Here is a 25,462-nt window from a genome sequence, read left to right on the forward strand (position 1 = left end):
GGTCGGGCGTGGTGCGTGCTCTCATCGACGCATGGCCCACCTCCCGGGATGCACTCCGTGACCAGCACCGTCGTCATGCGGACGCTCAGCTGGCTCCACCGTGCGGGTGTGAAGGTGAGCGGTGGCCGCGTCGGCGGGACGCTGGTGGGGCTGCCGTCGCTGGAGCTGGTGACCGTCGGGCGGCGGTCCGGAAAGCCGCGCTCGTCGATGCTCACGGCCCCGCTCACGCTCGGGGAGACGCTGGTCGTCGTCGCATCGGCCGGGGGCAACGACGAGCACCCGTCCTGGTTCCTCAACCTGCGCGACCACCCGCAGGTGACGGTGGCCGTCGGCGGGGGTAGGCCCGTGCCGATGGTTGCGCGCGTCGCGACGACCGACGAGCGCGAGCGGCTGTGGCCGCGCATCGTCGAGGCGCTGCCGAACTACGCGCGTTACCAGGAGCGGACGTCGCGGGTCATCCCCGTGGTGCTGCTGGAGCCGGTCTGAGCCGTCCCAGTAGGGTCGCTCGACGGCTCCAGGCGGCGCCGCGGACGGAGGCGTCAGATGGACGGCCAGGAACCACCCGTGGACGACGCCGCAGCGCGCGCGAAGCAGGAGAAGCAGGAGTCGGAGAACCGTGCGCTGCTGTCACTCGGCATCGTCTTCACCTGCGTCGGCATCGGCCTGTTCGCCGGGCCCCGGACCGTCGGCGTGCCGTTCCTCGTGATCGGTCTCGTGTTCCTGGCCACTGTCCTGACCCGGCGTCGCCGCCGCTGACCGGAGGACCGTCGGCGCCCGCCGCTAGGGTCGCGCCATGATCAGGACGCTCGCCGTCGAGGGGTATCGCAGCCTGCGCTCGCTGACCCTCGGCCTCGGCAACCTGACAGTCGTCACCGGCGCCAACGGGAGCGGGAAGACGAGCGTCTACCGCGCGCTGCGCCTGCTCGCCGAGGTCGCCCGCGACGGTGCCGTGTCGTCGCTCGCGCGCGAGGGCGGCATGCGCTCCGCCGTGCACGCGGGTCGCCGGCCGGACGGCCCGGTCGCGGTCCGGCTGGGAATCGCGACGGAGGACCTCTCCTACGCGATCGACCTGGGACTCCCGCAGCTGGGTCCGTTCAAGCTCGACCCGGAGATCAAGTCCGAGGTCGTGTGGGCCGGCCCGGTGCTGCGCCCGTCCACGGTGCTGACGGAGCGCACGGGATCACGCGTCCGCACCCGCGACGACGACGGCGCCTGGACGACCGTGCCGCTCACGGTGAACGCGCACGAGTCGGTGATGGCGCTCCTCGCCGACCCGGCTGCCACCCCCGACCTGTTCGCGCTGCGGGAGCAGGCCCGCCGCTGGCGGTTCTACGACCACCTGCGCACCGACGCCGACAGCCCGGTCCGGCGCCCCGGCGTCGCGACGTACACCCCGGTGCTGGCGTCGTCGGGCGACGACCTCGCGGCGGCGCTCATGACGATCGAGCTGGCGGGCGACGCCGACGCGCTCCAGGCATCCGTCGACGTCGCGTTCCCCGGCTCACGCGTGGTGATCACGGCCGACGACGACGGCGTCTGCCGAGTCGCGATGACGCAGCCGGGTCTGCGGCGACCGCTCTCGGCGGCCGAGCTGTCCGACGGCACCCTGACGTTCCTGCTGCTGGTCGCCGCCGCCCTCGCGACCCGACCGCCGCACCTGCTGGTGCTCAACGAGCCGGAGTCGAGCCTGCACTCGAGCCTGATGCCGGCTGTCGCCGCGCTGATCGCGTCGGCCGCCGAGCGGTCGCAGGTGCTCGTCGTCACCCACGCCGGCGACCTCGTCCGCGCACTGCGCTCCGCCGACGCCACGACGATCGAGCTCACCAAGGGAGGTGGCGGGGCGACGTCCGTGGAGGGCGCCGGGCTGCTCGACGGCCCGGCGTGGACGTGGCCGAAGCGCTGAGGCGCGGGGGTGTGCCGGAGGTGGGAGCGGTGGCAGCCTGGAGCACCATGAGCGTGACGCGGGCGCAGTACTGGGACGGGCAGGCGGAGAACTACGACCGGACCACCGCGTTCCTCGAGCCCCGACTCTTCGCCCCGGCACGGCGCTGGATCGCCGAGCGGGTGTCCGGCCGCACTCTGGAGGTCGGCGTCGGCACGGGCGCGAACCTGCCGTACTACGCCGACCGGGTCGCGGACCTGACGATCACCGATGTGAGCCCGGCGATGCTGCGTGCCGCGTCGGCGCGAGCGAAAGCCCTCGGCGTGCCGGTCCGGCTCGTGGAGGCTGACACCGCCCACCTGGACCTGCCGGGCGGGTCCTTCGACACCGTCGTCTCGACGTTCGCGATGTGCTGCGTGGCCGACGAGCTTGCGGTGCTGCGCGAACTGGCGCGGGTGCTGCGACCGGGCGGGCGGCTGCTGATGGCGGACCACGTGGAGTCGTCGGCACGGCTCGGCCGCGGGGTGCAGCGAGTGCTGGACGGAGTCACGCCCGCTCGCGCGGGGGAGCACCACCGCCGACGGCCTCTGCTGCTGCTGGAGCGGGCCGGGCTCACGCTCACCGAGAGCGGCGCGTCGCGGTGGCGTCTGGTCGAGCGGCTGGCCGCCACCCGGTCGCCGTCGCCCGCGCTCGCGGAGACCCCGTGACATCCAGGTGACACGGGCGGAACGGACCCGCGACCGGCAGGCGAGCGGGTACCGTGCACGCGATCGGGCGTGCGGCTCGTTCCTCGCCCTGGATCGTCAAGGAGCACACCGACGTGTCGACGGAGCTCGCCATCTCCACCCGCGGCCTGCGCAAGACGTACCGCAACCGCCGCGGTCAGCGGGCCGTCGCCGTCGGCGGGCTCGACCTCGACGTCCCCGTCGGTGGCGTGCACGGGTTCCTCGGCCCCAACGGGGCGGGCAAGACGACGACGATCCGGATGCTGCTGGGCCTGATCCGCGCGGACTCCGGGACCATGTCGCTCTTCGGGCAGACGGTGCCCGAGCGGCTGCCGGACGTCATCGGCCGCGTCGGGGCGATCGTCGAGCAGCCGAAGTTCTTCCCCAGCTTCTCCGGCCGCAAGAACCTCACGATGCTCGCGCGGGCGATCGACGCCCCGACGACGCTGGTGGACGTGGTGCTCTCGGATGTCGGGCTGCTGGACCGGGCCGGTGACCGGTACAAGGGCTACTCGCTGGGCATGAAGCAGCGGCTCGCCATCGCCGCCACGCTGCTGAAGGACCCGGACCTGCTCATCTTCGACGAGCCGACGAACGGGCTGGACCCGGCGGGCATCCGCGAGATCCGCGGCACCATGCGCGGGCTCGCCGACCGCGGCAAGACCGTCCTGGTGTCCAGCCACATCCTGGCGGAGGTCGAGCAGGTGGCGGACACGGTCTCGATCATCGCGCGGGGCGAGCTCATCGCCAGCGGCCGCGTGGCCGACCTCATCGGGGCGGGCGCGGCCGGCACCGTGCGGGTGGGCATCGCCGACGTGCCGCGCGCGCAGCAGGTGCTCGGCGCGCAGGGCTGGACGGTCCGGAGCGAGGGGCGGTACCTCCTGGTCGACGGCGGGGTGGCCCCGGCGACCATCACCGAGGCGCTCGCGGCGCAGCGGCTGTTCGTCGACGAGCTGGTCCCGGTGCGCGTCGACCTCGAGTCCGTCTTCCTCGACCTGACCGCCGGTCGCGGACCGGGCACGCACGCCCCGCCTCCCGCCGGCCAGAGCAGACCCGCCCGCCACGCCGAGGAGGCCTCATGAGCCGGCTGCTGCGGGTCGAGCTCGACCGGTTCGCGTCGCGCACGCTGATCCGGCTCGGGGTCGTGGCGGTCCTGGTCATCTGCTGCCTGGGTCTGGTCAACGCCTGGCAGTCGGCCTCCCCTCCGTCGCAGGCAGAGCTGGCTCAGGCCCAGGCGTACTACGAGCAGGCGCTCGCCGACTGGGAGGTCAACGGCGAGCAGTGGGTCGCCGACTGCGAGGCCGGTGAGGCAGCGGAGAAGGAGGCGTCCGACACCCCGGATGCGGTCGACTACGGCTGCGACTCGATGGAGCCGAGGCTCGAGAACTGGACGGGATCCGAGCCGTCGTTCGAGCGCGACACCGCCGGGCTCCTCACGTCCCTCGCGGTGCTCTTCGTGATGGCACCGCTCCTCCTGGCGGGGAGCTTCGTCTCGGCCGAGTTCTCCACCGGTGCGATCGGCAACTGGCTGACGTTCGCCCCGCAACGCGTTCGCGTGTACCTGAGCAAGGTGCTCGCCGCGGGGATCGCGATCGTGCCCGTCGCCGTGGTGGGTGTGGGTGTCGTGCTCGGCGGGTCGTGGGCCGCGTACCGGTACTTCGACGTGGTCGACTCGGGGGCCGTGGCGGGTGTGAGCCCTCCGGTCGACGTCGCAGTGCGGCTCGTGGCCCTGGCGCCGGTGGTGGCGATGGTCGGCGCCGCCGTGGGCTTCCTCGTCCGGCACACCGCGGCCGTGCTCGGCGTCGTCCTGGGCTGGCTGATCCTCGTCGAGGTCATGCTGACCAACCGCATCCAGGGGCTGCAGCCCTGGACGATGCTGCTCAACATCACGGCCTGGGTCGAGGGCGGCACCTCGTACTCGTCGCAGACCTGCACCACGACCGCGTCCGGCCAGTCCTGCGAGGTGGTCACGCACGTGGTGTCCCAGACCCAGGGCGCGATCTACCTGGGTGTCGTGACGGTGATCGTCGCCGGGGTCGCCCTGCTCGTGTTCAGGCGCCGAGACGTGGCCTGACCGGCGGACCTACCGGGCGATCCGGTGCCGGCGGGCCAGGTGCTCGCCCGTGAGGGAGTCGGCCACGTGCACCAGCTCGGCGGGCGGTCCGGCGAACACGACCCGCCCGCCGTCGGCACCCGCGCCCGGTCCCAGGTCGAGCACGTGGTCGGCGCGGGAGATCACGTCGAGGTTGTGCTCGATGACGATGACGGTGGAGCCCGCGTCGACGAACCGGTCGATGAGCCCGATCAGCCGGTCGACGTCGGACATGTGCAGGCCCGTGGTCGGCTCGTCGAGGACGTAGACGTCGGCCGGGGAGGCCAGCTCGATGGCCAGCTTGAGCCGCTGGCGCTCGCCCCCGGACAGGGTGGACAGCGGCTGACCGAGCGTCAGGTAGCCGATGCCGACGTCGTCCATCGCGGTCAGGGTCGAGGCGAGGGCCTTCTCCGAGCGCTCGGTGAAGAACTCCCGAGCCTCCACGACCGACATCTCGAGGACGTCCGCGATGGACCTGTCCCGCAGCGTGTAGCCGAGCACCTCCTCGGTGTACCGGCGCCCGCCGCACACCTCGCACGTCGACCTCATCGGCTCGAAGTTGCCCAGGTCGGTGTAGATGATGCCGAGCCCGCCACACTCCGGGCAGGCGCCCTCGGAGTTGGCGCTGAACAGGGCGGGCTTGACCCCGTTGGCCTTGGCGAACAGCTTGCGGATGATGTCGAGCATCCCCGTGTAGGTCGCGGAGTTGGACCGGCGCGAGCCGCGCGTGGTGGCCTGGTCGACCACGACGACCTCCGGGAACCGCTTGGGCAGGACGCCGCGGATCAGCGAGCTCTTGCCGGAGCCGGCGACGCCGGTGACGACGGTGAGGACGCCTCGGGGGATGTCGACGGACACGTCCTGGAGGTTGTGCAGCGTCGCCTTCTGCACGGACAGGGCGCCGGTCGCCGACCGCACGTCTGTCTTGAGCGGCTGATGGCTGGTCAGGTGGTTCCCGGTCAGGGTGCCCGAGGTCCGCAGCCCGCCGAGGTCGCCCGCGTACACGACCTCACCGCCCGCACCACCGGCGCCGGGACCCATGTCGATGATGTGGTCCGCGATCTCGATGACCTCGGGCTTGTGCTCGACCACCAGGACCGTGTTGCCCTTGGCCCGGAGCGCGACCAGGAGCTCGTTCATCCGGTGCACGTCGTGCGGGTGCAACCCGACGGAGGGCTCGTCGAACACGTAGGTGACATCGGTCAGCGCCGAGCCCAGGTGCCGGACCATCTTGACCCGCTGCGACTCCCCACCGGACAGGCTGGTGCTCTCCCGGCTCAGCGAGAGGTAGCCGAGCCCGATGCGGACCAGCGCGTCGAGCCGGTCCGCCAGGTCGTCGAGCATCGGCCGGTGCTCGGGGGAGTCGATGCCGCGGATGAAGGGCGCCAGGTCGCTCACCTGCAGGTCCGCACACTCCGCGATGGACCGACCGGCCACGAGCGAGCCGCGGGCCGCCTCGTTCAGGCGGGATCCCCCGCACGCCGGGCACGCGCCGCGGGTCGAGATGCGCTCGACCGCGGCCCGCATGTGCGGCTGGAGCTGTTCCGGGTTCTTGGTCAGGTAGAGCCGCTTCAGCTTGGGGACCAGGGCCTCGTACGTGAGCGACATCCCGGAGACCGCGACCTTGGCGCCCTTCCTCGGCGCCTCGTCTGGCCCGTAGAGGAGCAGCTGGCGCTGCTCGGGCGTGAACGACCCCACCGGCTGGTCGACCGGGTAGAACCCGCACTCGGCGTAGACCTTCCAGTACCAGGAGTCGACCTGGAAGTTCGGGAACTCGATCGCACCCTCCAGCAGCGACTTCCCCGGGTCGACGAGGGCGTCCTCGTCGATGGCCGCCACGTTGCCGATGCCCTCGCACTCGGGGCACATGCCGCGGGGGTCGTTGAACGAGAACGCGATGGGGGTCCCCAGGTTCGGCTGTCCCATGCGGGACCACACCCGGCGCATCCCGGCGTAGGTGTCGGTCGCGGTGCCCACGGTCGAGCGCGACGACCCGCCCATCGGCTGCTGGTCCACGACGATCGACGCGGTCAGCCCGGTGAGCTCGTCGGCCTCCGGCTGCGGCGACTGCGGCAGGAAGTTCTGGATGAACGCCGAGTGCGTCTCGTTCAGCAGGCGCTGGCTCTCGGCCGCGATCGTGTCGAACGCCAACGACGACTTGCCCGAGCCGGACACCCCCGTGAAGACGGTGATCTGGCGCTTGGGCACGTCGACGTCGACGCCCTTGAGGTTGTTCTCCCGACCACCGCGGATCCGGATCGCGTCGTGCACAGAGGGTCCCTTCGTCATCGGCCCAGGTGCGCCCAGCGCCGCACGGCCAGTGTCGCAAAGACCGCCGACAGGACGACCGGCCAGACGACGGCCAGCAGCACCACGTTCTCCGACGCCCACCCGCTCGCGGCCACGGTCGGGTTGCCGAACAGCTCGCGCGTCGCCGCGACGGTCGCGGTGACCGGGTTCCACGCGGACAGCGTCTCCAACCAGCCGGGCATCGTCGAGATCGGCACGAACGCGTTCGACAGGAAGACGAAAGGCCACACCAGGATCTGGACCGCCATCACGCCGCCCTGTCCCCGGAATACCAGCCCGAGGTAGATGCCGACCCAGAGGAACGCGAACCGCAGGAGCAGGAGCAGCGCCACGGCGGCCAGAGCGTTGCCGATCCCCTCGTGGATGCGCCACCCGATCACGAGCCCGGCGACGAGCAGCACGGCCAGGCCGACGACGCTCGCGAGCATGTCCGCGGTCGACCGGCCGAGGAGCACTGCGCCGCGGGACATCGGCAGTGACCGGAACCGGTCGGTCACGCCCCGCTGCACGTCCTGCGACACGGCCGTCATGGTGCTCTCGAGCCCGAACGCCATAGTCACGGCGAGCATGCCGGGGAAGAGGAACTCGATGTAGCCGCCGGGCACGTCGATCGCGCCGCCGAGCAGGAAGCCGAACATCAGCAGCAGCAGGATCGGGAACGCGAGCCCGATGAGCACGTCCCACGGCTGGCGCCGCCAGTGCCCGAGGTCGCGCAGGGTCACAGTCCACGAGTCACGCAGGGCCCAGGTCATGAGGCCTCCTTCGTCGAGCCGGTCAGGTGCAGGAACACTTCGTCGAGTGTGGGTCGGCGCAGGATCACGTCGTCGACGACGATCCCGGCGTCGTCGAGGGTGCGGACCACGTGCGTGAGCGCGGCCACGCGGTCGGTGACCGTCGCGGTGACCCGGCGGCCGTCGAGGTCGACCTCCGTGTCCCCCGCGACCGCCCGCAGCGCGGTCTGCGCAGCCGGCAGGTCGGCCTCGTCGCGCACGACGACGTCGAGCCGGTCCTGCCCGATCGACGCCTTGAGCGCGTCCGGCGTCCCCTCGGCTGCGACCCGGCCGTGGTTGAGCACCGTGACTTGCGACGCCAGCTGGTCCACCTCCTCGAGGTACTGCGTGGTGAGCAGGACCGCGGTGCCACCCGCCACGAGCGCGCGCACCGCCTGCCAGACCTCACGTCGACCGCCCGGGTCGAGGCCCGTGGTCGGCTCGTCGAGCAGCAGCACCGTCGGATCGAGCACCAGCCCGGCGGCGAGGTCGAGCCGTCGTCGCATGCCGCCGGAGTAGGTGGACACGGAGCGGTCGGCCGCGTCGAGCAGGTCGAACTGCTCGAGCAGCTCGTCGGCTCGGTGTCGCGCCTGCCGCGTGCCCAGGTGGGAGAGCCGGCCGAACATCACGAGGTTGTCCCGGCCGCCGAGGATCTCGTCGACGGCCGCGTGCTGCCCGACGAGCCCGAGGTGCCGACGCACCTGCGCGGACTGCGTGACCACGTCGTAGCCGGCGACGCTCGCCGTGCCACCGTGCGGGTCGAGCAGCGTGGAGAGGATCCGCACGGCGGTCGTCTTGCCGGCGCCGTTCGGGCCGAGCAGCCCGTGCACCGTGCCCGGCTCCACCGAGAGGTCGAGGCCGTCGAGGACCGTCGTCTCGCCGTACCTGCGGGTGAGTCCTGTCGCGCGGATGGCCATGCGTCCTCCCGAGGGCTAGTCGTACAGTGTACGACAAGAACGATGCGAGCCGCCAGGTTGTTCCCGACGGGAGAGGATGAGCGTCATGACGGAGATCACGGGCACCGGCGACCCGGCCCGCAGCCTGTCCTTGCTGTGGCGGCTGGTGGAGCCGTCGCCGCGTGGCCGGGGCGCCGAGGCGGGCCTGTCCGTCGACCGCGTGGTGGACGCCGCGATCGCGCTCGCGGATGCCGAGGGCCTCGGCGCGCTCTCGATGCGACGCCTGGCCACCGACCTCGGCGTCGGCGCGATGACCCTCTACACCTACGTCCCCGCCAAGGCCGAGCTGCTCGACCTCATGGTCGACAGCGCGCTCGGGGAGTTCCCTTCGCTCTACGCCCCGGCCGCCGATGACTGGCGCGCCCGGCTCGAGGCCGTCGCGCGCGCCAGCTGGTCCACGTACGAGCGGCACCCCTGGCTCCTGAACGTCGCCGCCTCCGGTCGCCCGCCGCTGGGACCCGGCGTGCTCACCAAGTACGAGCTGGGACTGCAGGCGGTGGACGGCACGGGCCTCGACGAGGTCGCGATGGACGCCGTGTTCACCCTGATCGAGGGCTTCGTCGCCGGGACCGCGCGCGGCGTGGTCGAGCAGGTCGCCGCCCAGCAGGCCACCGGGATCACCGAGGCCGAGTGGTGGGAGGCGACGGCCCCCGTGCTCGACCGCGTCTACGACCCTGAGCGGTTCCCCACGGTGACGCGCGTCGGACCTGTCGCCGGCGAGGCGCAGCAGGCGGCCTACGACCCCCGCCGCGCGTTCGAGTTCGGGCTCGCCCGGCTGCTCGACGGGGTGGCGGTCCTGGTCGACGGCGCAGCGTGAGCGTCGGCTCGCCGATCCGGAGCGGAACCGCCCGACAAGTCCCCGTGCCCTAGTCTCTGCGCATGCTCATCCTCGGACTGATCCTGTTCGGCATGCTCATCGGTGCGCTCGCCCAGCTGATCCTCGGCCGGAATCGCGGCCGGATCGACTGGACGATGGCGATCATCGCCGGGCTCGTCGGTTCCTTCGTCGGCGGTCTGCTGGCCAGCCTCCTGACCGGTCACGGGCTCGAGCTGCACGCCAGCGGCATCATCGGCTCCATCGTCGGCGCGATCATCGTGACCGCGATCTGGCGCTACGCCAGCGGCCGCACCAAGGCCTGACGCGCCCGGACGCCGAGAACGGCAGCTCCCCACGAGCGAGGCAGTTCCGACCGCCGCTCTCGCGTGAAGCTGCTGCTCTCGCACGGCGGATGAGGACGTTAGGCCCGCGACTGCGCAGGTTTCTTGCGCGACCGTGGATCCATGACTGCACTCCTCGTCTTCGAGTCGATGTACGGAAGCACTGCGGCGGTCGCCGCGGCCGTCGCGGCGGGGCTTGCCGAGCTGCGGATCCCGGTCACCGTCTGCGAGGTGGGTGTGGCAGGGGTCCCGACGCTCGACACCAGACCCAGCCTGCTCGTGGTGGGCGCACCGACCCACCAGCGCGGCCTGCCCACCTCTCGCACTCGGGAGGCGGCGCGCGCAGACGTCGCCGTGACGGTGTCCCGCGGTGACGGGGTGCGCGAGTGGTTGGACCAGGTGGTCGGGCAGGCGTCGGGGCAGGCTGTCGCCGTCTTCGACACCGCGCTCCCGGGCCGGCTCGCGGGGTCGGCCGCGCACGCCATCGGCAAGCGGCTCACCCGGGCGGGGGCGGAGCTCGTCATGCCGCCCGAGTCGTTCACCGTCACCGGTCGCACCAGCGGTCTGCTGCCCGACGAGCTCGAGGAGGCGCGATCGTGGGGCCGAAGCCTTGCGCTGTTCGCCGCCGCGGTCGGCGCCCGATGACCCCTGGGCCCGGTCGATAGTCCCGTCCACGGGGGGGCAGTCAGGCCTCTCGGCGCAGCAGGTCGCCCGGCTGGCACTCCAGCACCTCGCACAGGGCCTCGAGCGTGGTGAACCGGACCGCCTTGGCGCGCCCGTTCTTCAGCACCGCGAGGTTGGCGGGCGTGATCCCGACCCGGTCGGCCAGCTCTCCGACGGACATCTTGCGGCGAGCGAGCATGACGTCGACGTCCACGACGATCGGCATCAGATCACCTCGTCGAGCTCGGCGCGCAGGGTGGTCGCCGTGGTGTCGAGCGCCACGGCCTTGGCCAGCAGCACGCGCAGCACGAGCACCAGCAGGGCGATGCCGGCCGTGCCCATGCCGCCGATCACGATGAGCAGGACGATCCCGGGTGCGACCGCCTCGCCGGGCGCCAGGAGGAACGACAGGACCATCGCGAGCAGGGTCATCGCCACGGCCGAGCCGATGATGACGTCGACGTACCGGAACGCGGCGGCGCTGAACACGGTGTCTCGTCGCACCATCGTGAGCAGCTGCCAGATGCAGACCAGGGCGACCTGCACGGCCAGCACGCCGAGGAACAGGACGATCACGATGGGCCACCGCAGGTGGGCGAACTCGGCGCCGCCGTCGTCGATGTCGCGGCCGATGGCGGGGATGATCATGCCCTGCACCACCAGCAGGCCGGCGAACATCAGCGCGATCACCGCCCGGAGGGCGAGGATGGCCAGTCGGCCCATGGTGGAGCTCCTTCGAAGCGACCTATTGATTAACGATAGAAAACTATCGTTATACGACCCAGGTGGCAAGCCTGTGACGCGATCGCAGCGTTCGGCCGGTCAGGCGTCCCGTCGGCGCAGGACCACGACGGCGGCGACGAGCAGGGCGACGGCAAAGCCGCCGAACACGGCGGCATGCTCGAAGGCCTCGACGGCGGGGGTGCCCACGGACGTCGCCTCGGACGCGTTGATGAACGGCAGCAGCGAGGCGAGCGTGTTCGACGGGAAGACCGACAGGAGCCCGATCTCGACGATGTAGGCCACAGCGACCGGCACCAGGAACCCGGCGACCTGGCTGCGGGTGAGTGCGGCGACCGAGAAGCCGATCACGCCCCAGGACACGAGCACGAGAGCAGAGCGCGTGCCGAGCCCGAGCCACTCACCGCCGAAGCCGGTGCCCCCGGCAGCCACGCTGATCACGGCGGTGTCCACGCCGGTGCACACGATGCTCAGGGCGACGAGCAGCGCGACGACGACCCCGACCTTCGCCAGGACGATGTCCGTGCGTCGGGGGAAGGCTGTGTAGAGCGCGCGCAGGGTGTTCCAGCGGAGCTCGGCCCCGATCGCGGACGCCCCGATGGCAGCCGCGAGCACGCCTCCGGCGGTGAGGTGGTTCACGGCGCCGAGCGGGAAGTCGTCGGCAGTGACCTCGCCCCTCAGGAGGTTCAGGGTCGTCGCGAGCCCGACCAGGAAGATCAGACCCAGCAGGATCCAGGTGGACCACACCGACGTCACCCGTCGGACCTCGAAGAGGAGTGCTCGGCGCATGCCCGCCATCACGCGACCTCCCCACCGGTGTACTCCTGCGCGTCACGGGTCAGGTCGATGAACGCCTGCTCGAGGGAGGCGTTCCGGGCGACCAGCTCGCGGACCGGCTGCCCGGTCTCGTGCACCAGCAGCCCCACCTGCTCGGTCGACGCCCCCGTCACCACCACGCCGTCAGGCCCCTCGGACACCGCGGCGAGGCCGGCGCGTGTGGCGGCGCTCAGCACCGCTGCGGTGTCCGCCACCCGCACGAGGACCTGGCTGGACGCGCTGCGGTCGACGAAGTCGGCCACCGACTGGTCGGCCAGGACCGTGCCCCGCCCGATGACCACCACGTGGTCGGCCATGAGCTGCATCTCCGGGAGCAGGTGGCTGGACACGAAGACGGTGTGCCCGGCGTGGGCGTACGCGCGCAGGAACTCCCGCAGCCACTGGATCGACTGCGGGTCCAGCCCGTTCGAGGGCTCGTCGAGCATCAGGACGTCCGGCTCGGCGAGGATCGCCGTCGCCAGACCGACCCGCTGGGCCATCCCGAGCGAGAACCCGCCCGGAGAGTCGTCGGCCACGGAGCCGAGGCCGACGAGGTCGAGGACCTCGGCGACGCGTCGGGCGCCGACCCCGCTGGCCGCCGCGTGCATCATCAGGTGCCGACGGACGGTCCGCTTCGGGTGGAAGGCCTTGGCGTCGAGGTGCGCCCCGACCGCGCGGGCGGGGATCGGCAGGTCGCGCAGCTGTTGCCCGTCCCACTCGGTGCGGCCGTCGCCGCGGTCGAGGCCCAGCATCAGGCGCATCGTCGTGGACTTGCCGGACCCGTTCGGACCCAGGAAGCCGGTCAGGCGACCGGGCCGCAGGGTGAAGCTCACGTCGTCGACGGCCCTCTTGCGCCCGTACGTCCGACCTAGACCTGCCGTGGTGACGATCATGCGACGGCGGCCTCTCCGCTGCGCTGGACACGGCCGCGGACGAAGATCAGCCCGACGATCGCGATCAGGATGAAGATCATGTTGGACGGCCCGGCGAGCGTGAGGAGCTCGCTCTGCGGGCCCGAGTGCGCCTCGTCGATGCCGCCGGTCGCCAGGAACAGCGTCGGGTCGTAGAGGCCGTGGATGAGCATCGGCCAGATCAGGTTCCCGGTCACCCGGAGCGTCAGGTACATGCAGATGCCGAACCCGAAGGCGAAGACCACGGTCAGCGCGACGGTGAGGATCTCCTGGCCGCCCAGGATGTTCGAGGCGTGCAGCAGGCCGAAGATCAGCGACGAGACCACCATCACCACCCACTCGGACTTCCCCGCGTCACGCAGCATCTTCACCGCGATGCCGCGCGTGAGGATCTCCTCGACGAACCCGACGAGCAGGCCGGACACGAAGGTGATCGCGACGACCCCGGCCGCGTACGAGGCGTAGTCGATGCCGAGCAGCCGCAGCACGATGGAGGCGACGACGGCGACCGGTGCGAGCCACATCCACCACCGGCCGCCGATCGGCTGGCGCGCGAACAGGGCCGGGAACCAGTGCAGGGACGCGACGAACGCGATCAGCACGACAGCGCCGATGGCGAGCGGGAGGAACAGACCGAAGAACACGCTCTGGGGGGTCGCGAACAGGTCCTCGGCGTCGACCTGGTCACCGAACAGGGCGCCGACGAGCCGGCCACCGAGCAGGTAGAGGACCAGGTACACGACGGCGACGAGCACCGCCCGCCACCACCCGCCACGGTTCCAGAAGGAGCTCCAGCCGGACGTGGAGGCGGTCTCTGTCACTGATGGCTCCTGTCGCGAGGACTCGACGTGGCGGAGCGCCACTGGAAGCCACGATGACCGAAGCCGGGCGGGGTCGCACCCGGGGGGCGCAGGACCCGGCGAAGGTCACACCGCCCAGGTCAGGCGGACCCACCGGCGAGCCGGGCCACTTGGGCGTCGAGGTACCGGCGCTCCGCGACGTTCGTCGCCCGGCCGGCTGCCCGCCGGTAGTGGGTGAGGGCCAGGTCGTGGGCGCCCGCCAGCTCGTGGAGGTGCGCCTTGAGCTGGTCGACGCGAGGGAGCGTGCCGTCGACGCCGTCCAGGACCGCCAGGCCCGCCGCAGGGCCGTGCACCATCGCCGCCGCGACCGCCCGGTTGAGCGCCACCACGGGGCTGGCCGTCATCCGCTCCAGCAGCTCGTACAGAGCGAGGATCTGCGGCCAGTCCGTCGCGTCGGCGGTCGTCGCACTGTCGTGGATCGCCGCGATCGCCGCCTGCAGCTGGTACTCGCCGACCGCTCCCCGACCGATCGCGCCGTCGAGCAGCGCGGTCCCCTCGGCGATCCGGGCGTGGTCCCACAAGCTCCGGTCCTGGTCGGCCAGCGTCACCGGGGTACCGGACTCGTCGGTGCGGGCGGGACGACGGGCGTCCGTCAGGAGCATCAGAGCGAGCAGACCGACGACCTCGGGGTCGTCGTCGGCCGCGTGCACGTGCCGGGCGAGGCGGATCGCCTCGTCGGACAGGTCGACGCGCGTGAGGTCGTCGCCGGTGCTCCCGACGTAGCCCTCGTTGAACATGAGGTACAGGACACGCAGGACGCTGCGGCGCCGGTCGGGGCGCTCCTCGGGCGACGGCATCGAGAAACGTTCGCCGGCGACGCGTTGCTTGGCGCGGCTGATGCGCTGCGCCATCGTCGACTCGGGAACGAGGAACGCACGGGCGATCTCCGCGGTGGTCAGCCCACCGACCGCGCGCAGGGTCAGCGCGATGGCGGACGTCGGCGACAGCACCGGGTGGCAGCACAAGAACAGGACGGTCAGGGTGTCGTCGACCTCGGCGGCCGTGCCGGTCTCCGGTTCCGAGGCGACCCGGATCTCGCGCTCGCGACGGGCGGTGTCGCTGCGCCACTGGTCGACCATCCGCCGCGTCGCTGTCTGCAGCAGCCAGCCGCGAGGCTGCGCCGGTGCGCCGTCCGCCGACCAGTGCCGGGCGGCGGCGATCAGCGCCTCCTGCACCGCGTCCTCGGCCGCGTCGAAGTCGCCCCAGCGGCGGGCGAGCGTGCCGAGGACCTGCGGTGCGAGCTCGCGCAGCAGGTCCTCGACGTCGCGGGAGACGTTCAGCGCGGGTTGCTCGCCGTCTCGAGGTACGCGTTCATCTCCTCGACGCCCGACGGGCCGTCGTCCATGATCCGACGCACCTGGATGGGCTGCTGCGTCGGGACGCCACCGCGCCCCGGCACCGCGGAGACGAGCCCGGCGATCTCCAGCGCGCGCTCCTCGGACTCCACGTCCACGATCTGGTAGCCCGCGATCCACTCCTTGAACTCCTGGAACGGACCGTCCGTGATCACGGGCGTGACACCGTCCGACCGCACGACCTTGGCCAGGTCGGGGCCGGTGAGCACCTCGCCGCCGACGAGCTCGCCGTTGGCGATCAGCTCGGCGTTCAGCCGCCCGTAGTAGTTCAGGTGCGCGGCGACCTCGTCGTCGGTCCACTCGGACATGGGGGACTCGTCGGGACCGCTCTGGAAGTCCACGATCAGCAGGTACCTGGCCATGACTGCTCCTTCGTCGTCGTGCCCAGACTGGCACTGTCACTCGAAGAACGGAGCCCGCCCGCCGTTCTCGACGTGCGCGGTAGGAGTAGTTTCGCGCGCATGGACCCGTCGTCCTCGACCAGGATGCCCGGCCGGCTGGTACCCGCCGGCGGCGGGCACGTGCCTGTGCGGGTGCGGGGGTTCATCGAGGACGCCGCGCCGGCCCGAGCCCAGCGGTCCGAGCGGGGGTTCGCCGTCGTGCTGGCGCGCACCGAGCACGACGTGGTCAAGGTCGTCGACGGCGCCACCGTCCTCGGCTACCTGCCGGAGGCGTGGTCGCGGGTGATCGACTTCGAGCTGTGGTCGGCGGAGCAGGCCGGGGAGCCTGCTCTGGCCCGGGCGGTGCTGGAGGGTGCCCGAGGCGACCGGGACCTGTTCGTCATGCTGAGCTGGGGGCGGCGCCGGGCGTGAGCCCGGCCTACACCTCGACGACCAGCGGCCGGCCCGGCTCGGCCCAGACCGTGCGGCCGCCGTCCGGTGCGAGCTCCGGTCGCTCGAGCGCCGCGGCGCTGTCCCGGAAGTGCGACCACCCCTCGTGGTGCACGGGCAGCACCGTGCGCGGTCGCAGCTCCCGGCACAGCTCGCGCCCGTCGTTGACCGTCATCGTGAAGCGCACCGGTCCGGTGGTGGGAAACCGGACGCCGCCGAGGTGCAGGACCACGGTGCCCACCTGCACCCGCTCCGCGACCCGACGCACCGCGGAGGTCAGCACCGTGTCCCCGGTCACCCACACCGCGCCGTGCTCCTGGCCCTCCCACGTGAGGCTGAAGCCGGTGACGGCCCCCACGAGTGCCTGGGCGCCGACGGGCCCGTGCCGGCCGGGGGTCGCCGTGACCGTCAGCGCGGGTCGGTCGGGGTGGGTCAGCGTCGTCACCTCCCACGGGCTCAGGCCCTGGGCAGGAGCGCCGAGCCGACGCGCGCCGGGGACGGTGGTCAGCACCGCGGGGACACCGGCGAGCATCGCGCGGCCCGAGTCGTCGAGGTTGTCCGCGTGGTGGTCGTGGCTGAGCAGGACGGCGTCGACCTCGCCGACCTCCTCCACCGACAGCGCGGGACCGGCCGTCTTGCGCGACGACGTCCCCCAGCCGAACGCGTAGGTCCGGCCGGGGGCGTCGAACGTCGGGTCGGTCAGGATGCGCCACCCGTCGACCTCCAGCAGCGCCGTCGGGCCTCCGACGTGCGTGAACGTGAAGGACGACACCGTCAGGCGTTGACGCTGGGGGCGGGCGACCACGCGGCGTGCGCGAGCGCCCACTCCAGGGCTCGGTCGGCGATCTCCTCCCAGCCGGGCCCGGCGACCATCAGGTGCGGACGGCCCTCGTAGGTCTCGTGCTCGGTGACCGTGCCCGCGCCCTTGTAGTGCTTGGCGTTCGACGCCTGCACCGACGGCGGCATGATGTGGTCCTCCGAGCCCGACAGGAACAGCAGCGGCACCCGGTTCGGGTTTTTGAAGTCGACCCAGGCGTCCTGGTGCCCCGGCTGCACGTTCGCCAGCACGGAGTCGATGAGCACGCGGCCCGACGCCGGGATGTGGTACCGGTCGTAGAACGTCTGCGACTCCTCCTGCGTGTACGTGTTGGTGAACGCGTACGTCCACTCCTCGAACGACAGGCCGACCGCGCGGTGGTGGTTCGCCGGGTTCTTCACCACGGGGAACACCGACTTCAGCTGCGACCACGGCGTGGTCAGCACCCCCTCGGTCGGCGCCGAGTTCAGGGCGACCCCGGCGCTGCCGTGCCCCCGGTCGAGCATCAGCTGCAGGAACGTCCCGCCCGCGGAGTGGCCCATCAGGATCGGCTTGGTGGGGGTGTCCAGCGAGCTCAGGAAGTCGTCGAGGTGAGACGCGATGGCGTCCACCGTGAGGTCGGCGATCGGCGTCGGGTCCGCCCGCAGCGCCTCGACCTCCACCTCGAAGCCGGGGTACCCCGGCGTGTGGACCGTGTAGCCCTGGGCCTCGTAGTGCGCCTTCCAGCCCTCCCAGGAGCGGGGCGTGACCCAGAAGCCGTGGATGAGCACGATCGTGTCCGGAACCGTCATGACGCCACCTCGTCTCTCGTCGCCTGTCCGGTTCGTCCGACCGGTTGCGGAGCACTGTGGCACTCGCGTGTGACGCGCGGTGGTCTGTGGGTGCACAGATCTGGAACTGGTGTGCAGGTCAGCCGGCCGCCGCCGGAGCTCGCCGCACTGGCCCGGGAGCGGGGTGCGCTTCGGGCGGGCTGTGGGGGAGTGATAGGAACGGGTGTGCCGATCCTCCCGACCGAGCGTGACCCTCGACTGATCACGATCCGGCGAGGCGGCACGTTGACGGACGAGCACCACCAGCTCCTGGCCGATTGGGCCCTCCGGTGCGCCGAGCACGTGCTGCCCCTGTTCGAGGACCACCACCCCGACGACAGCCGGCCGCGCGACGCGCTCGAGGTCGGTCGGGCATGGATCCGCGGCGAGGTGCCCATGAAGGTCGCGCACGCCGCGGCCTTCCAGGCGAACGCCGCGGCGCGTGGGCTGCCCGATCCGGCGAAGTTCGCCGCGCTCTCGGCCGGCCAGGCGGTCGCGGTGGCGCACGTCGCCGCGCACGACCTCGGCGCTGCGGCCTACGCCATCAGAGCAGCGGGTGCCACGGCGCGGCTCGCGGAACGGGACTGGCAACGAGAGCAGCTGCCCGCCGCGGTGCGTGAGCTCGTCCTGGACGACCAGCGGCGCCGGAGCGCCATCTGCTGGCACGCGTTCGACGACTGACGTCAGCTCCGGTCGCCGAGTGCGTCCGTAATCATCCGGTGCCCCTGCCGCTCGAACTCCTCGTCGCCCACCACGTGCGCCCAGACCGCCGTCCCGATGGCTTCCCGCAGAAGGTCCCGTCGCCACGACGACGGGTCGCGCGGGTCAAGGCCGTAGCCGTCCAGGAACGCTTGCTCGAGGTGGGGTCGACCACGGAACTGCTGGGTGTGGAGCCGCGACTCTAGCGAGACCCGTCATACCAACCGCAGGAGTCCGGCCTCGCTGTGCTTCAAGCCGCACGCACCCTCGTAGAAGTCGACCAGGTGGGGCTCGTAGTCGGCGTGCAGCCAGTGGCAGCCTGACCGCCGCGCCTCGTCGGCTGCGGCCCTGACGAGCGCCCGCCCGACGCCACGTCCGTGCAGGTCGGGTGCGACGCAGGTGTCCAGGGGGATCGCGTGGACTCCGCCGTCGCTGATCACGTTGACGAAGCCCACGAGCCGGTCGTCGAGGCGGGCGGTGACCCACGTGAGGCTGTGGTCGGCCAGGCGCTGTCGCCAGGGGGTCTCCGTGGCCTGATGGCCGAACGCGGCGGCGTGCAGCGCGTCGAGCTCGGGGTCGGTGAGCTCGCCTCCGGTGAGCAGCTCGATGTCCGCGGAGGTGCTCACGGCTGTGCTCCGGGGCTCTGCGGGTCGAGCAGGTTCTGCTCGAGCCGGCGCAGGTTCTGCAGGGACGCTGCCTGCTCGTCGCGGTCCAGGTCGCCGACTGTCGCCTGCTCGAGGCTCGCCCACAGGGCCTCGATGCGGGGACGCAGGGCGAGGCTCGCCGCTGTGGGCTCGACGAGCGTCACTCGGCCGTCGACCGGGCTCGGTCTCCGGCGGACGAACCCGGCCCGCTCCAGGCGCTGGACGGTGCGGGTCATCGAAGCAGAGTCGGTGTCGACCAGCGCGGCGAGGTCTGCCTGACGCTGCGGACCGTGCTCCCACAGGTGCATGAGCAGGAGCTCCTGGCCGGGCCGGAGCCCGAGCTCGCGGAACAGCCGACCGGCGAGGGCGCGGTGCGTGCGGGCGAGTCGGAAGATGGCGTGGCTGATCGGCCCGCTCGCTGCTGCGCCCGGTTCACTGTCCATGGCAGGGATATCGGTGGTAGGTGCCACGGGCTGATCATATCCATCGTGAGTGCCGGGAATGTCTGAACACTGCGGCAAGTTACCTGTCTCGAACAGCAAATGCTGCTCGCGACGAGAGGGCGATACATCGTGACCACGGCATTCGACCCGGCCCGCATCGGCCGCTACACCACCCGCAACCGCATCGTGATGGCGCCCATGACCCGCTCCCGCGCCTACGGCCAGGGAGCGAGCGCGACCCCGCTCATGGCGCAGTACTACGCGCAGCGAGCCGGCGCGGGGCTCATCATCACCGAGGGCACCCAGCCGTCCGCTCATGGCCAGGGGTACCCGGACACCCCCGGTCTGCACACGACCGCGCAGGTCGAGGCCTGGCGGGAGGTCACGTCCGCGGTGCACGCCCGCAGCGGCCTGATCTTCGCCCAGCTCATGCACACGGGACGGGTCGGCCACCCGAGCATCACGGGCCTGACCCCCGTCGGCGCGTCCGCCGTCCCGGCCGCTGGCACGGTGTTCACCGCGGCCGGCCCCCAGGAGTTCGTCACGCCGCTCGCGCTCGACGAGGTCGGCATCGCCCGGACGATCGCCGACTTCGCCCAGGCGGCCCGCAACGCCGTCGACGCCGGCTTCGACGGGGTCGAGCTGCACGGTGCCAACGGTTACCTGCTGCACCAGTTCCTGGCCACCAACGCGAACACCCGCACCGACGGGTGGGGCGGAGACGTCGCCGGGCGCACCCGACTGACGGTCGAGGTGACGCGGGCGGTCGTGGACGCGATCGGCGCGGACCGCACCGCCCTGCGGATCTCACCGGGGAACCCCTACAACGACATCACCGAGGACGACGTCGAGGCCACCTACACCGCGCTCGTCGACGCGCTCGACCCGCTGGGGCTGGCCTACCTGCACCTGGCCGAGGGCCCCGATGCAGAGCTCACCCAGACGCTGCGCGCGCGCTGGGCCGGTCCGCTGATCCTCAACCCGTTCACTCCGGGGAGCTGGACTGGGCCGGACGCGCTCGACCGCATCGAGGACGGCTCGGCCGACCTCGTCTCGTACGCGGCGCTGTACCTGGCCAACCCGGACCTCCCGGCACGGCTCGCCGCCGGTGGGCCCTTCACGGCACCCGACTACGCCACCGCGTACGGCGGCCACGAGCAGGGCTACACGGACTACCCGACGCTCGACGACGCCACCGTCGTCGGCTGATCACGAGAGGCACACGATGAAGGCGATCATCATCGACACGTTCGGCGGACCGGAGGTCCTGCGCTCCGCCGAGGTTCCCGTCCCCGAGCCCGGACCCGGTCAGGTACGCGTCCGCGTCGTGGCCGCCGGCGTGAACGGCATCGACGGCAAGCTCCGCGCGGGCGTCGTCCCGGGCGCCGACCTCCCGGCCGTCCTCGGCATCGAGGTCGCCGGCGTGGTCGACGCGCTCGGCACCGGCATCGACGACGTGCGCGTCGGCGACACCGTCGTGGGCTGGGCCGACCCACCGGCGGGTGGGTATGCCGAGCTGGCGCTCGCGAGCACCTACGCGCCGGTGCCCCCAGGGCTCGAGCCGGTGGACGCGGTGACCGTCCCCGTGGCGGGCGAGACCGCCCTGCGCGTGCTGCGTGAGCTGGCCGTGCAGCCCGGCGAGACGCTCCTGGTGCACGGCGCGAGCGGCTCGGTCGGCGAGCTGGCGACCCAGCTGGCTCTCGCCCGCGGCGTGCACGTCGTCGGAACCGCCTCCCCGGACCACCAGGCCCGGGTCGCGGCACTCGGTGCGACCCCCACCACCTACGGCCCGGGGCTCGTCGACCGGGTCCGAGCCGCCGCACCTCAGGGGGTCGACGCGGTGCTCGACACCACCGGCCGCGGGGTGCTGCCCGACTCGGTCGAGCTGCGCGGTGGCACGGAACGGATCATCACGATCGCGGACCCGGCCGCGTTCGCACTGGGCATCGCCTTCAGCTCGGCCGCGCAGCGATCCGTCCCCGAGCTGGCGGACCTGCTCGCGCAGCGGGCACGCGGAGAGCTGACGACGACGATGGGCGGAGTGTTCCCCCTCGCCGACGTGCGGAGTGCGGCCGAGCTCAACGACGCCGGGCGCGGGGGCGGCAAGCTCGTCCTCATCCCCTGAGCGACGGCCTCGGCGGGCCAGGTGCCCGCCGAGGCCACGGTCGGCCGCGACTACGCCGACCGAAGGTTCGTGCGGCGAGGTGCTTGCGGTGGACCGTCCCGAACCACCACCATCATGGCCGCGGCTGGCACGATGCCGGCAGCTCGACCTCCGGAGCATCCATGTCGCAGAACCCTGTCCCCGCCCGACCGACCGCCGCCTTCGTCGGCGCGTCCTGGGTGGCCCTCGCCATCGCCCTCCTCGCGTACGGCGTCGGGCTGTGGAACGCGGAGCTGGTCCCGTCGGAGAAGGGGTTCCTCGGCACGCTGCTCCTGCTGGGTCTGTTCTCCGCGATCGCCGTGCAGAAGTCGGTGCGGGACCGCGCCGAGGGTGTCCCGGTGACCGGGATCTTCCTGGGCCTGGCGTGGGGCATGGTCCTGACCTCGCTGGTGCTCGTGTCGGTCGCGCTGGTCAACGCGCCGCTGGAGCTGTCGGAGAAGGGCTTCTTCGGGCTGAGCTTCACGATGGCGCTCTTCTCGGTGGTCGCCGTCCAGAAGAACGTCCGCGACCTGGCTGCGGCCGGCCCCGCGCCGGTCGCGCCGACGCTGCCCGCCGAACAAGACGTCAAGGCGACCGTCTGGCAGTGAGCGACGAGCGGCCCACCGCACCCCCGCGGAGGGGGTGCGGTGGGCCGAGTCGTCACTTGTAGGTGATGGACGAGCTGGAGTATCCGCACGCGGCGGACGGTCCGGAGCCGATCTTGGTCGGTTCGCCGGAGGTGACGCCCTTGTACTCGTCGCAGATCAAGATGTTCCTCGACGAGTCGCCGTAGATCTGGACGTTCGTGAGCGTGGCCTTGTCACCGAGGTTGGAGTTGATCCCGACCAGGGACTTGCCCGGGGCGGTGACCTTGATGTTGTCGATGACGACGGTGCGGGCGTACTGCGTGGAGCAGTTGCCGCACGAGCGGTAGAGCTTGCCGAAGTTGGTCACCTGGAAGTTCTTGATGACGAACTTGCCGGGGCCGTTGTGCTGGAAGACCTTGTCGGAGGCGCCCTTGGCCCCGCCGCCGTTGATCGTCATGACCTGCGAGGTCGACGAGCCCTTCAGCGTGGCGGCGTCCTCGCCCACGTCCTCCCACCAGACGTTCTCCAGCGTGCAGGTGCCGGTGCAGTGCACGCCGTCGCCGGCACCGGTGCCGATGATGACGTTCTTCAGGACGGCGCCGTTGGACAGCTGGAAGATCGGCGGCTGGGACTCGTCCTGGTCACCGGAGGAGATGCCGTAGTACCGCACGTTGCCGCCGTCGAACGTGCCCGAGACGGCGATCGTGGAGGAGACCTGCTTCTGGCTCGTGGCCGACGGCCACGACGGGAACGAACCGGTCGGCGGCGTCGTGGTGCCACCGCCGGAGCCGACCTTGATCAGCTCCCACTGCTGGTTGTACGCGTTGGAGTCGGTGGACTGCACCGCCCAGGCGCCGTCGGCCGTCGACCGGTCCTTGATCCCGAGGACCTTGCCGCTGTGCCGGTTGTAGAGGCGGATGCGTCCACCCTCGGAGTCGCCGAGCTTGAAGTGCTGGTTCCAGCCGTTGAGGTCCTGGTACTGGCGGAACTCGCCGCCGTCGGCGGTGCTCCACCCCCACAGGTCGACGACCTTGCCGGAGTTCTTCGACTTGAGCTTGTAGTAGCCGTCGCCGACGCTGACGAACTGCCACTGCTGCCAGGGTCCGTCGTTGCGGGACCACTGCTGGATGTTGGTGCCGTCGGCGGTCGACGTGCCCGCCACGTCGAGGACCTTCCCGGACTGGCGGTTGACGAGGATGTACCAGGCGCTCGTGTCGACGCTGGCCGCGGTGGCGGTCACGGCGGTGGAGACGCCGAGCAGACCGGCGAGGACGAGTGCGAGCGCACCGGCGATCATGACGCGCAACGAGCGACGTCGTTGTCTCTCGGGTGACAGGGTGGACATGGGCTTCCTTCCGGGTTGTTAAGCGCTTTCCCGGCGAAGCAACCACGCGCGACCGTTCCACGACAGGGTGTGAATCGTTCAAGGCCGTGTTTCAGAGCCCTGTTTCAGAACGGCAGCCCTCACGGCCTCACAGTGGCGGGGAACCCTGTCCAGCGCAGGTCGGGCGGCAGGTGGCCCAGGTCGTTGAAGATCACGAGCGCGGGCGGCATCGCGGGGCGGTACTCGATGACGGTCAGCGCCGCATTCCCACTCTCCAGGCCGAGCCACCGGGACGGCGGTGCGTCCAGTGCGTGCCGCACGAGCCAGGCGATCGGGTACGCGTGCGTGACGAGGACCTCGTGCGTGTCGGCATCGACCTCGGTCGTGAACCGGGCGACCAGGGCGTCGGCGACGGTACGCCCGGCGGCCGCCTCGGTGTCGTCGTAGCCGTCGAAGAAGCCGAGCCAGGACCGCGGTGTCTCGCTCGGGGCGGGGACGTGCGGCACGTGGTCGACCAGCTCCGGCGCCTCGGCGACGGGGACGCCTGGCAGGTGACGGGCGAGCTCGTGGGCGCTGGCGGCGGCGCGGGCGAGCGGCGAGTGCCACACGGCGTCGACCGGGAGGTGGGCGAGGCGAGCACCCAGCAGGCTCGCCTGCCGGCGACCTGTGTCGGTGAGCTCCCCGAAGGCGTCGGCGGCGCCGTGGCGGGCGAGGTAGAGGTGTCGAGCTCCCATGACCGGTCCTCACTCGTCGATCATCGTGACCGTGCCGGCCGCGCCGTCGATCGCGAGGGTGGTGGCATCACGCAGGGTCGTCGTCGCGTCCGGGATGCCGAGGACGGCGGGGATGCGCTGTTCGCGAGCGACGATCGCGGCGTGCGACAGCACGCCGCCGGTCTCGGTGACGACGCCGGCCGCGATGCGCAGCAGGGGCGTCCAGCTCGGGTCGGTCCAGGGGCAGACGAGGATGTCGCCCGGACGCACGCGGGCGAAGTCGGCGGGGCCGCGGACGACCCGCGCCGGTCCGGTCGCGGTGCCGCTGCTGCACGGTGTGCCGACGAGCGTCGCGGGCGAACCGCTGTGGGCGGGTGACCGTCGCGCTGGCAGGTCCGCGGTGACCGGCCGGGCCTGCAGGATCCAGGCGTCGCCGTCGACGATCGCCCACTCGATGTCCTGCGCTCCGCCGAGCACGTCGGCGACGCGTCGCCCGAGCCTCGCGAGCCGGCCGGCGGCGGCGTCGTCGAGCGTCGGACGGCCGCGGTCGGGCCCGGGGACGTCGTTCGTCACCAGCCGCGCGCCGCGCCGGTCCAGACGGGTCCGCTTGTCGGCGACTGCGCGGGTGATCGTCCCGTCGGCGGCGACGTGGAACGCGTCCGGGGTGACCGTGCCCCCGACGACGCTCGGCCCGAGACCCCAGGACGCCTCGATCTCGGTCCCGTCGGCGGGACCGCCGGGGGTGAACATCACCCCGGACACCTCGGCGTCCAGCTGACGCTGCACGAGGACGGCCATCATCGGCTCGGCGGCGGACGCGTCCCGGTAGGCGACGGCGCGCGGCGAGGACGTCGAGGCCCAGCTGCGTCGGACCGCGTCGGCCACCTGGTCGATGCCCTGCACCGCGAGGACGCTGTCGTACTGGCCCGCCGCCGACGTGCTGTCGGTGTCCTCGTCGTCGGCCGACGACCGCACGGCGACCGGCCCGTCGCCGAGCAGGTCGAGCCCGCGCGCGATCGCCTCGCGCAGGGTGGCGTCGACTATCCGGTCGTCGATCACGGCTCGGTAGACGGCGAACGGGATGACGAACCCGTCGGGCACCGGAAGCCCTGCCCGCAGCAGTGCGCCGAGCGTTCCCGCCTTGCCGCCGCAGGTCGGGCTCACGGCGTCGCCGAGGCGCACGAGCATCAGGGGTGACCTCTCGACGCGTTGAC

Annotated in this window: 31 protein-coding genes; 14 read left to right on the forward strand and 17 right to left on the reverse strand. The window is 72.0% G+C overall.

The window, feature by feature from the left end:
* The first annotated feature begins 57 nt into the window (after positions 1 to 57).
* From ASG23_RS12770 to ASG23_RS12795, 6 genes are all read left to right on the forward strand, one after another.
* Positions 58 to 486, forward strand: a complete 429-nt coding sequence (locus ASG23_RS12770) for a nitroreductase/quinone reductase family protein (RefSeq protein ID WP_200941591.1) — start codon at positions 58 to 60, stop codon at positions 484 to 486.
* A 57-nt stretch (positions 487 to 543) separates the two neighbouring features.
* Positions 544 to 756 (forward strand): hypothetical protein, encoded by a 213-nt coding sequence (locus ASG23_RS12775; RefSeq protein WP_056025449.1) that lies wholly within the window; start codon positions 544 to 546, stop codon positions 754 to 756.
* Positions 757 to 793: 37 nt separating this feature from the next.
* Positions 794 to 1,903 (forward strand): AAA family ATPase, encoded by a 1,110-nt coding sequence (locus ASG23_RS12780; RefSeq protein WP_056025453.1) that lies wholly within the window; start codon positions 794 to 796, stop codon positions 1,901 to 1,903.
* Positions 1,904 to 1,950: 47 nt separating this feature from the next.
* On the forward strand, positions 1,951 to 2,589 hold the full coding sequence (locus tag ASG23_RS12785) for a class I SAM-dependent methyltransferase (protein ID WP_056026280.1): 639 nt from the start codon (positions 1,951 to 1,953) through the stop codon (positions 2,587 to 2,589).
* Positions 2,590 to 2,702: 113 nt separating this feature from the next.
* Complete coding sequence (locus tag ASG23_RS12790) at positions 2,703 to 3,689, forward strand: ABC transporter ATP-binding protein (RefSeq protein ID WP_056026282.1); 987 nt, start codon at positions 2,703 to 2,705, stop codon at positions 3,687 to 3,689.
* On the forward strand, positions 3,686 to 4,681 hold the full coding sequence (locus ASG23_RS12795; protein ID WP_056025456.1) for an ABC transporter permease subunit: 996 nt from the start codon (positions 3,686 to 3,688) through the stop codon (positions 4,679 to 4,681). Before ASG23_RS12790 ends, ASG23_RS12795 begins: the two co-directional genes overlap by 4 nt.
* Positions 4,682 to 4,690: 9 nt before the next feature.
* Here the strand turns inward: ASG23_RS12795 and ASG23_RS12800 are convergent, their stop codons facing one another.
* The 3 genes from ASG23_RS12800 to ASG23_RS12810 are packed head-to-tail and all read right to left on the reverse strand — an operon-like array spanning position 4,691 to position 8,696.
* A complete protein-coding gene (locus ASG23_RS12800; protein WP_200941592.1) occupies positions 4,691 to 6,988 on the reverse strand; it encodes an ATP-binding cassette domain-containing protein in 2,298 nt (765 codons plus the stop codon).
* Positions 6,985 to 7,761 (reverse strand): ABC transporter permease, encoded by a 777-nt coding sequence (locus tag ASG23_RS12805; RefSeq protein WP_056025462.1) that lies wholly within the window; start codon positions 7,759 to 7,761, stop codon positions 6,985 to 6,987. The genes ASG23_RS12800 and ASG23_RS12805 overlap by 4 nt, the downstream gene beginning before the upstream one ends.
* Complete coding sequence (locus tag ASG23_RS12810; RefSeq protein ID WP_056025465.1) at positions 7,758 to 8,696, reverse strand: ATP-binding cassette domain-containing protein; 939 nt, start codon at positions 8,694 to 8,696, stop codon at positions 7,758 to 7,760. Before ASG23_RS12810 ends, ASG23_RS12805 begins: the two co-directional genes overlap by 4 nt.
* 85 nt (positions 8,697 to 8,781) lie before the next feature.
* Here ASG23_RS12810 and ASG23_RS12815 point away from each other — a divergent pair, with 85 nt between their 5' ends.
* The 3 genes from ASG23_RS12815 (at position 8,782) to ASG23_RS12825 (ending at position 10,538) form a co-directional block, all read left to right on the forward strand.
* Positions 8,782 to 9,552: a TetR/AcrR family transcriptional regulator gene (locus tag ASG23_RS12815; RefSeq protein WP_056026284.1), complete on the forward strand. Its 771-nt coding sequence runs from the start codon at positions 8,782 to 8,784 to the stop codon at positions 9,550 to 9,552.
* A gap of 62 nt (positions 9,553 to 9,614) precedes the next feature.
* A complete protein-coding gene (locus ASG23_RS12820; RefSeq protein WP_056025468.1) occupies positions 9,615 to 9,875 on the forward strand; it encodes a GlsB/YeaQ/YmgE family stress response membrane protein in 261 nt (86 codons plus the stop codon).
* A gap of 141 nt (positions 9,876 to 10,016) precedes the next feature.
* The gene (locus ASG23_RS12825; protein WP_056025471.1) at positions 10,017 to 10,538 is read left to right on the forward strand and encodes a flavodoxin family protein; all 522 of its coding nucleotides are present in this window, start codon (positions 10,017 to 10,019) and stop codon (positions 10,536 to 10,538) included.
* Positions 10,539 to 10,578: 40 nt separating this feature from the next.
* On the opposite strand, the gene ASG23_RS12830 is transcribed toward ASG23_RS12825, so the two are convergent.
* From ASG23_RS12830 to ASG23_RS12860, 7 genes are all read right to left on the reverse strand, one after another.
* The gene (locus tag ASG23_RS12830) at positions 10,579 to 10,782 is read right to left on the reverse strand and encodes a helix-turn-helix domain-containing protein (RefSeq protein WP_056025474.1); all 204 of its coding nucleotides are present in this window, start codon (positions 10,780 to 10,782) and stop codon (positions 10,579 to 10,581) included.
* Positions 10,782 to 11,279: a DUF2975 domain-containing protein gene (locus tag ASG23_RS12835; RefSeq protein ID WP_056025477.1), complete on the reverse strand. Its 498-nt coding sequence runs from the start codon at positions 11,277 to 11,279 to the stop codon at positions 10,782 to 10,784. The genes ASG23_RS12830 and ASG23_RS12835 overlap by 1 nt, the downstream gene beginning before the upstream one ends.
* Positions 11,280 to 11,378: 99 nt before the next feature.
* Complete coding sequence (locus ASG23_RS12840) at positions 11,379 to 12,086, reverse strand: hypothetical protein (RefSeq protein WP_157465648.1); 708 nt, start codon at positions 12,084 to 12,086, stop codon at positions 11,379 to 11,381.
* An 8-nt stretch (positions 12,087 to 12,094) separates the two neighbouring features.
* Complete coding sequence (locus tag ASG23_RS12845) at positions 12,095 to 13,006, reverse strand: ATP-binding cassette domain-containing protein (RefSeq protein WP_056025482.1); 912 nt, start codon at positions 13,004 to 13,006, stop codon at positions 12,095 to 12,097.
* Entirely contained in the window at positions 13,003 to 13,845 is an 843-nt protein-coding gene (locus tag ASG23_RS12850; RefSeq protein WP_056025485.1) for a CPBP family intramembrane glutamic endopeptidase, read from the reverse strand. Before ASG23_RS12850 ends, ASG23_RS12845 begins: the two co-directional genes overlap by 4 nt.
* Before the next feature lie 119 nt (positions 13,846 to 13,964).
* Positions 13,965 to 15,164, reverse strand: a complete 1,200-nt coding sequence (locus ASG23_RS12855) for an RNA polymerase sigma factor (protein WP_056026286.1) — start codon at positions 15,162 to 15,164, stop codon at positions 13,965 to 13,967.
* On the reverse strand, positions 15,161 to 15,601 hold the full coding sequence (locus ASG23_RS12860; protein ID WP_056025489.1) for a YciI family protein: 441 nt from the start codon (positions 15,599 to 15,601) through the stop codon (positions 15,161 to 15,163). Before ASG23_RS12860 ends, ASG23_RS12855 begins: the two co-directional genes overlap by 4 nt.
* A 99-nt stretch (positions 15,602 to 15,700) precedes the next feature.
* Here ASG23_RS12860 and ASG23_RS12865 point away from each other — a divergent pair, with 99 nt between their 5' ends.
* The gene (locus tag ASG23_RS12865) at positions 15,701 to 16,051 is read left to right on the forward strand and encodes a hypothetical protein (RefSeq protein ID WP_056025492.1); all 351 of its coding nucleotides are present in this window, start codon (positions 15,701 to 15,703) and stop codon (positions 16,049 to 16,051) included.
* A 7-nt stretch (positions 16,052 to 16,058) separates the two neighbouring features.
* Here the strand turns inward: ASG23_RS12865 and ASG23_RS12870 are convergent, their stop codons facing one another.
* Both ASG23_RS12870 and ASG23_RS12875 read right to left on the reverse strand, forming a co-directional pair.
* On the reverse strand, positions 16,059 to 16,841 hold the full coding sequence (locus tag ASG23_RS12870; RefSeq protein WP_056026288.1) for an MBL fold metallo-hydrolase: 783 nt from the start codon (positions 16,839 to 16,841) through the stop codon (positions 16,059 to 16,061).
* A gap of 2 nt (positions 16,842 to 16,843) precedes the next feature.
* The gene (locus ASG23_RS12875) at positions 16,844 to 17,677 is read right to left on the reverse strand and encodes an alpha/beta hydrolase (RefSeq protein WP_056025495.1); all 834 of its coding nucleotides are present in this window, start codon (positions 17,675 to 17,677) and stop codon (positions 16,844 to 16,846) included.
* Between the two features lie 204 nt (positions 17,678 to 17,881).
* Here ASG23_RS12875 and ASG23_RS12880 point away from each other — a divergent pair, with 204 nt between their 5' ends.
* Positions 17,882 to 18,376: a putative immunity protein gene (locus tag ASG23_RS12880; RefSeq protein ID WP_056025497.1), complete on the forward strand. Its 495-nt coding sequence runs from the start codon at positions 17,882 to 17,884 to the stop codon at positions 18,374 to 18,376.
* Positions 18,377 to 18,609: 233 nt separating this feature from the next.
* On the opposite strand, the gene ASG23_RS12885 is transcribed toward ASG23_RS12880, so the two are convergent.
* Both ASG23_RS12885 and ASG23_RS12890 read right to left on the reverse strand, forming a co-directional pair.
* Entirely contained in the window at positions 18,610 to 19,020 is a 411-nt protein-coding gene (locus ASG23_RS12885) for a GNAT family N-acetyltransferase (RefSeq protein WP_200941593.1), read from the reverse strand.
* Positions 19,017 to 19,508 (reverse strand): MarR family winged helix-turn-helix transcriptional regulator, encoded by a 492-nt coding sequence (locus ASG23_RS12890; protein WP_235521074.1) that lies wholly within the window; start codon positions 19,506 to 19,508, stop codon positions 19,017 to 19,019. Before ASG23_RS12890 ends, ASG23_RS12885 begins: the two co-directional genes overlap by 4 nt.
* A 102-nt stretch (positions 19,509 to 19,610) precedes the next feature.
* On the opposite strand from ASG23_RS12890, the gene ASG23_RS12895 reads away from it, so the two are divergent.
* The 3 genes from ASG23_RS12895 (at position 19,611) to yiaA (ending at position 22,232) form a co-directional block, all read left to right on the forward strand.
* Entirely contained in the window at positions 19,611 to 20,690 is a 1,080-nt protein-coding gene (locus tag ASG23_RS12895) for an alkene reductase (RefSeq protein ID WP_200941594.1), read from the forward strand.
* 16 nt (positions 20,691 to 20,706) lie between these two features.
* Positions 20,707 to 21,606: an NADP-dependent oxidoreductase gene (locus ASG23_RS12900; protein WP_056025506.1), complete on the forward strand. Its 900-nt coding sequence runs from the start codon at positions 20,707 to 20,709 to the stop codon at positions 21,604 to 21,606.
* A gap of 161 nt (positions 21,607 to 21,767) precedes the next feature.
* Positions 21,768 to 22,232, forward strand: a complete 465-nt coding sequence (yiaA, locus tag ASG23_RS12905; protein WP_056025507.1) for an inner membrane protein YiaA — start codon at positions 21,768 to 21,770, stop codon at positions 22,230 to 22,232.
* A gap of 52 nt (positions 22,233 to 22,284) precedes the next feature.
* On the opposite strand, the gene ASG23_RS12910 is transcribed toward yiaA, so the two are convergent.
* The 3 genes from ASG23_RS12910 to ASG23_RS12920 form a co-directional block, all read right to left on the reverse strand.
* Positions 22,285 to 23,556: a pectate lyase gene (locus ASG23_RS12910; RefSeq protein WP_056025509.1), complete on the reverse strand. Its 1,272-nt coding sequence runs from the start codon at positions 23,554 to 23,556 to the stop codon at positions 22,285 to 22,287.
* A 119-nt stretch (positions 23,557 to 23,675) separates the two neighbouring features.
* Entirely contained in the window at positions 23,676 to 24,269 is a 594-nt protein-coding gene (locus ASG23_RS12915; protein WP_056025511.1) for a histidine phosphatase family protein, read from the reverse strand.
* Between the two features lie 9 nt (positions 24,270 to 24,278).
* Complete coding sequence (locus tag ASG23_RS12920) at positions 24,279 to 25,436, reverse strand: PEP/pyruvate-binding domain-containing protein (RefSeq protein WP_056025514.1); 1,158 nt, start codon at positions 25,434 to 25,436, stop codon at positions 24,279 to 24,281.
* Positions 25,437 to 25,462 lie beyond the last annotated feature (26 nt).

This window comes from Cellulomonas sp. Leaf395 (genome assembly GCF_001424125.1).
GTDB lineage: Bacteria > Actinomycetota > Actinomycetes > Actinomycetales > Cellulomonadaceae > Cellulomonas.

Bases quoted from the DNA above. Each gene is read 5' to 3' on its own strand.
- ASG23_RS12775 (WP_056025449.1), top strand. From the start codon at position 544: ATGGACGGCCAGGAACCACCCGTGGACGACGCCGCAGCGCGCGCGAAG.
- ASG23_RS12860 (WP_056025489.1), bottom strand. From the start codon at position 15,601: ATGGCCAGGTACCTGCTGATCGTGGACTTCCAGAGCGGTCCCGACGAG.
- ASG23_RS12830 (WP_056025474.1), bottom strand. From the start codon at position 10,782: ATGCCGATCGTCGTGGACGTCGACGTCATGCTCGCTCGCCGCAAGATG.
- ASG23_RS12780 (WP_056025453.1), top strand. From the start codon at position 794: ATGATCAGGACGCTCGCCGTCGAGGGGTATCGCAGCCTGCGCTCGCTG.
- ASG23_RS12840 (WP_157465648.1), bottom strand. From the start codon at position 12,086: ATGCGCCGAGCACTCCTCTTCGAGGTCCGACGGGTGACGTCGGTGTGG.
- ASG23_RS12835 (WP_056025477.1), bottom strand. From the start codon at position 11,279: ATGGGCCGACTGGCCATCCTCGCCCTCCGGGCGGTGATCGCGCTGATG.
- ASG23_RS12785 (WP_056026280.1), top strand. From the start codon at position 1,951: ATGAGCGTGACGCGGGCGCAGTACTGGGACGGGCAGGCGGAGAACTAC.
- ASG23_RS12825 (WP_056025471.1), top strand. From the start codon at position 10,017: ATGACTGCACTCCTCGTCTTCGAGTCGATGTACGGAAGCACTGCGGCG.
- ASG23_RS12800 (WP_200941592.1), bottom strand. From the start codon at position 6,988: ATGACGAAGGGACCCTCTGTGCACGACGCGATCCGGATCCGCGGTGGT.
- ASG23_RS12845 (WP_056025482.1), bottom strand. From the start codon at position 13,006: ATGATCGTCACCACGGCAGGTCTAGGTCGGACGTACGGGCGCAAGAGG.
- ASG23_RS12900 (WP_056025506.1), top strand. From the start codon at position 20,707: ATGAAGGCGATCATCATCGACACGTTCGGCGGACCGGAGGTCCTGCGC.
- ASG23_RS12820 (WP_056025468.1), top strand. From the start codon at position 9,615: ATGCTCATCCTCGGACTGATCCTGTTCGGCATGCTCATCGGTGCGCTC.
- ASG23_RS12910 (WP_056025509.1), bottom strand. From the start codon at position 23,556: ATGTCCACCCTGTCACCCGAGAGACAACGACGTCGCTCGTTGCGCGTC.
- ASG23_RS12805 (WP_056025462.1), bottom strand. From the start codon at position 7,761: ATGACCTGGGCCCTGCGTGACTCGTGGACTGTGACCCTGCGCGACCTC.
- ASG23_RS12810 (WP_056025465.1), bottom strand. From the start codon at position 8,696: ATGGCCATCCGCGCGACAGGACTCACCCGCAGGTACGGCGAGACGACG.
- ASG23_RS12920 (WP_056025514.1), bottom strand. From the start codon at position 25,436: ATGCTCGTGCGCCTCGGCGACGCCGTGAGCCCGACCTGCGGCGGCAAG.
- ASG23_RS12875 (WP_056025495.1), bottom strand. From the start codon at position 17,677: ATGACGGTTCCGGACACGATCGTGCTCATCCACGGCTTCTGGGTCACG.
- ASG23_RS12795 (WP_056025456.1), top strand. From the start codon at position 3,686: ATGAGCCGGCTGCTGCGGGTCGAGCTCGACCGGTTCGCGTCGCGCACG.
- ASG23_RS12815 (WP_056026284.1), top strand. From the start codon at position 8,782: ATGACGGAGATCACGGGCACCGGCGACCCGGCCCGCAGCCTGTCCTTG.
- yiaA (WP_056025507.1), top strand. From the start codon at position 21,768: ATGTCGCAGAACCCTGTCCCCGCCCGACCGACCGCCGCCTTCGTCGGC.
- ASG23_RS12915 (WP_056025511.1), bottom strand. From the start codon at position 24,269: ATGGGAGCTCGACACCTCTACCTCGCCCGCCACGGCGCCGCCGACGCC.
- ASG23_RS12865 (WP_056025492.1), top strand. From the start codon at position 15,701: ATGGACCCGTCGTCCTCGACCAGGATGCCCGGCCGGCTGGTACCCGCC.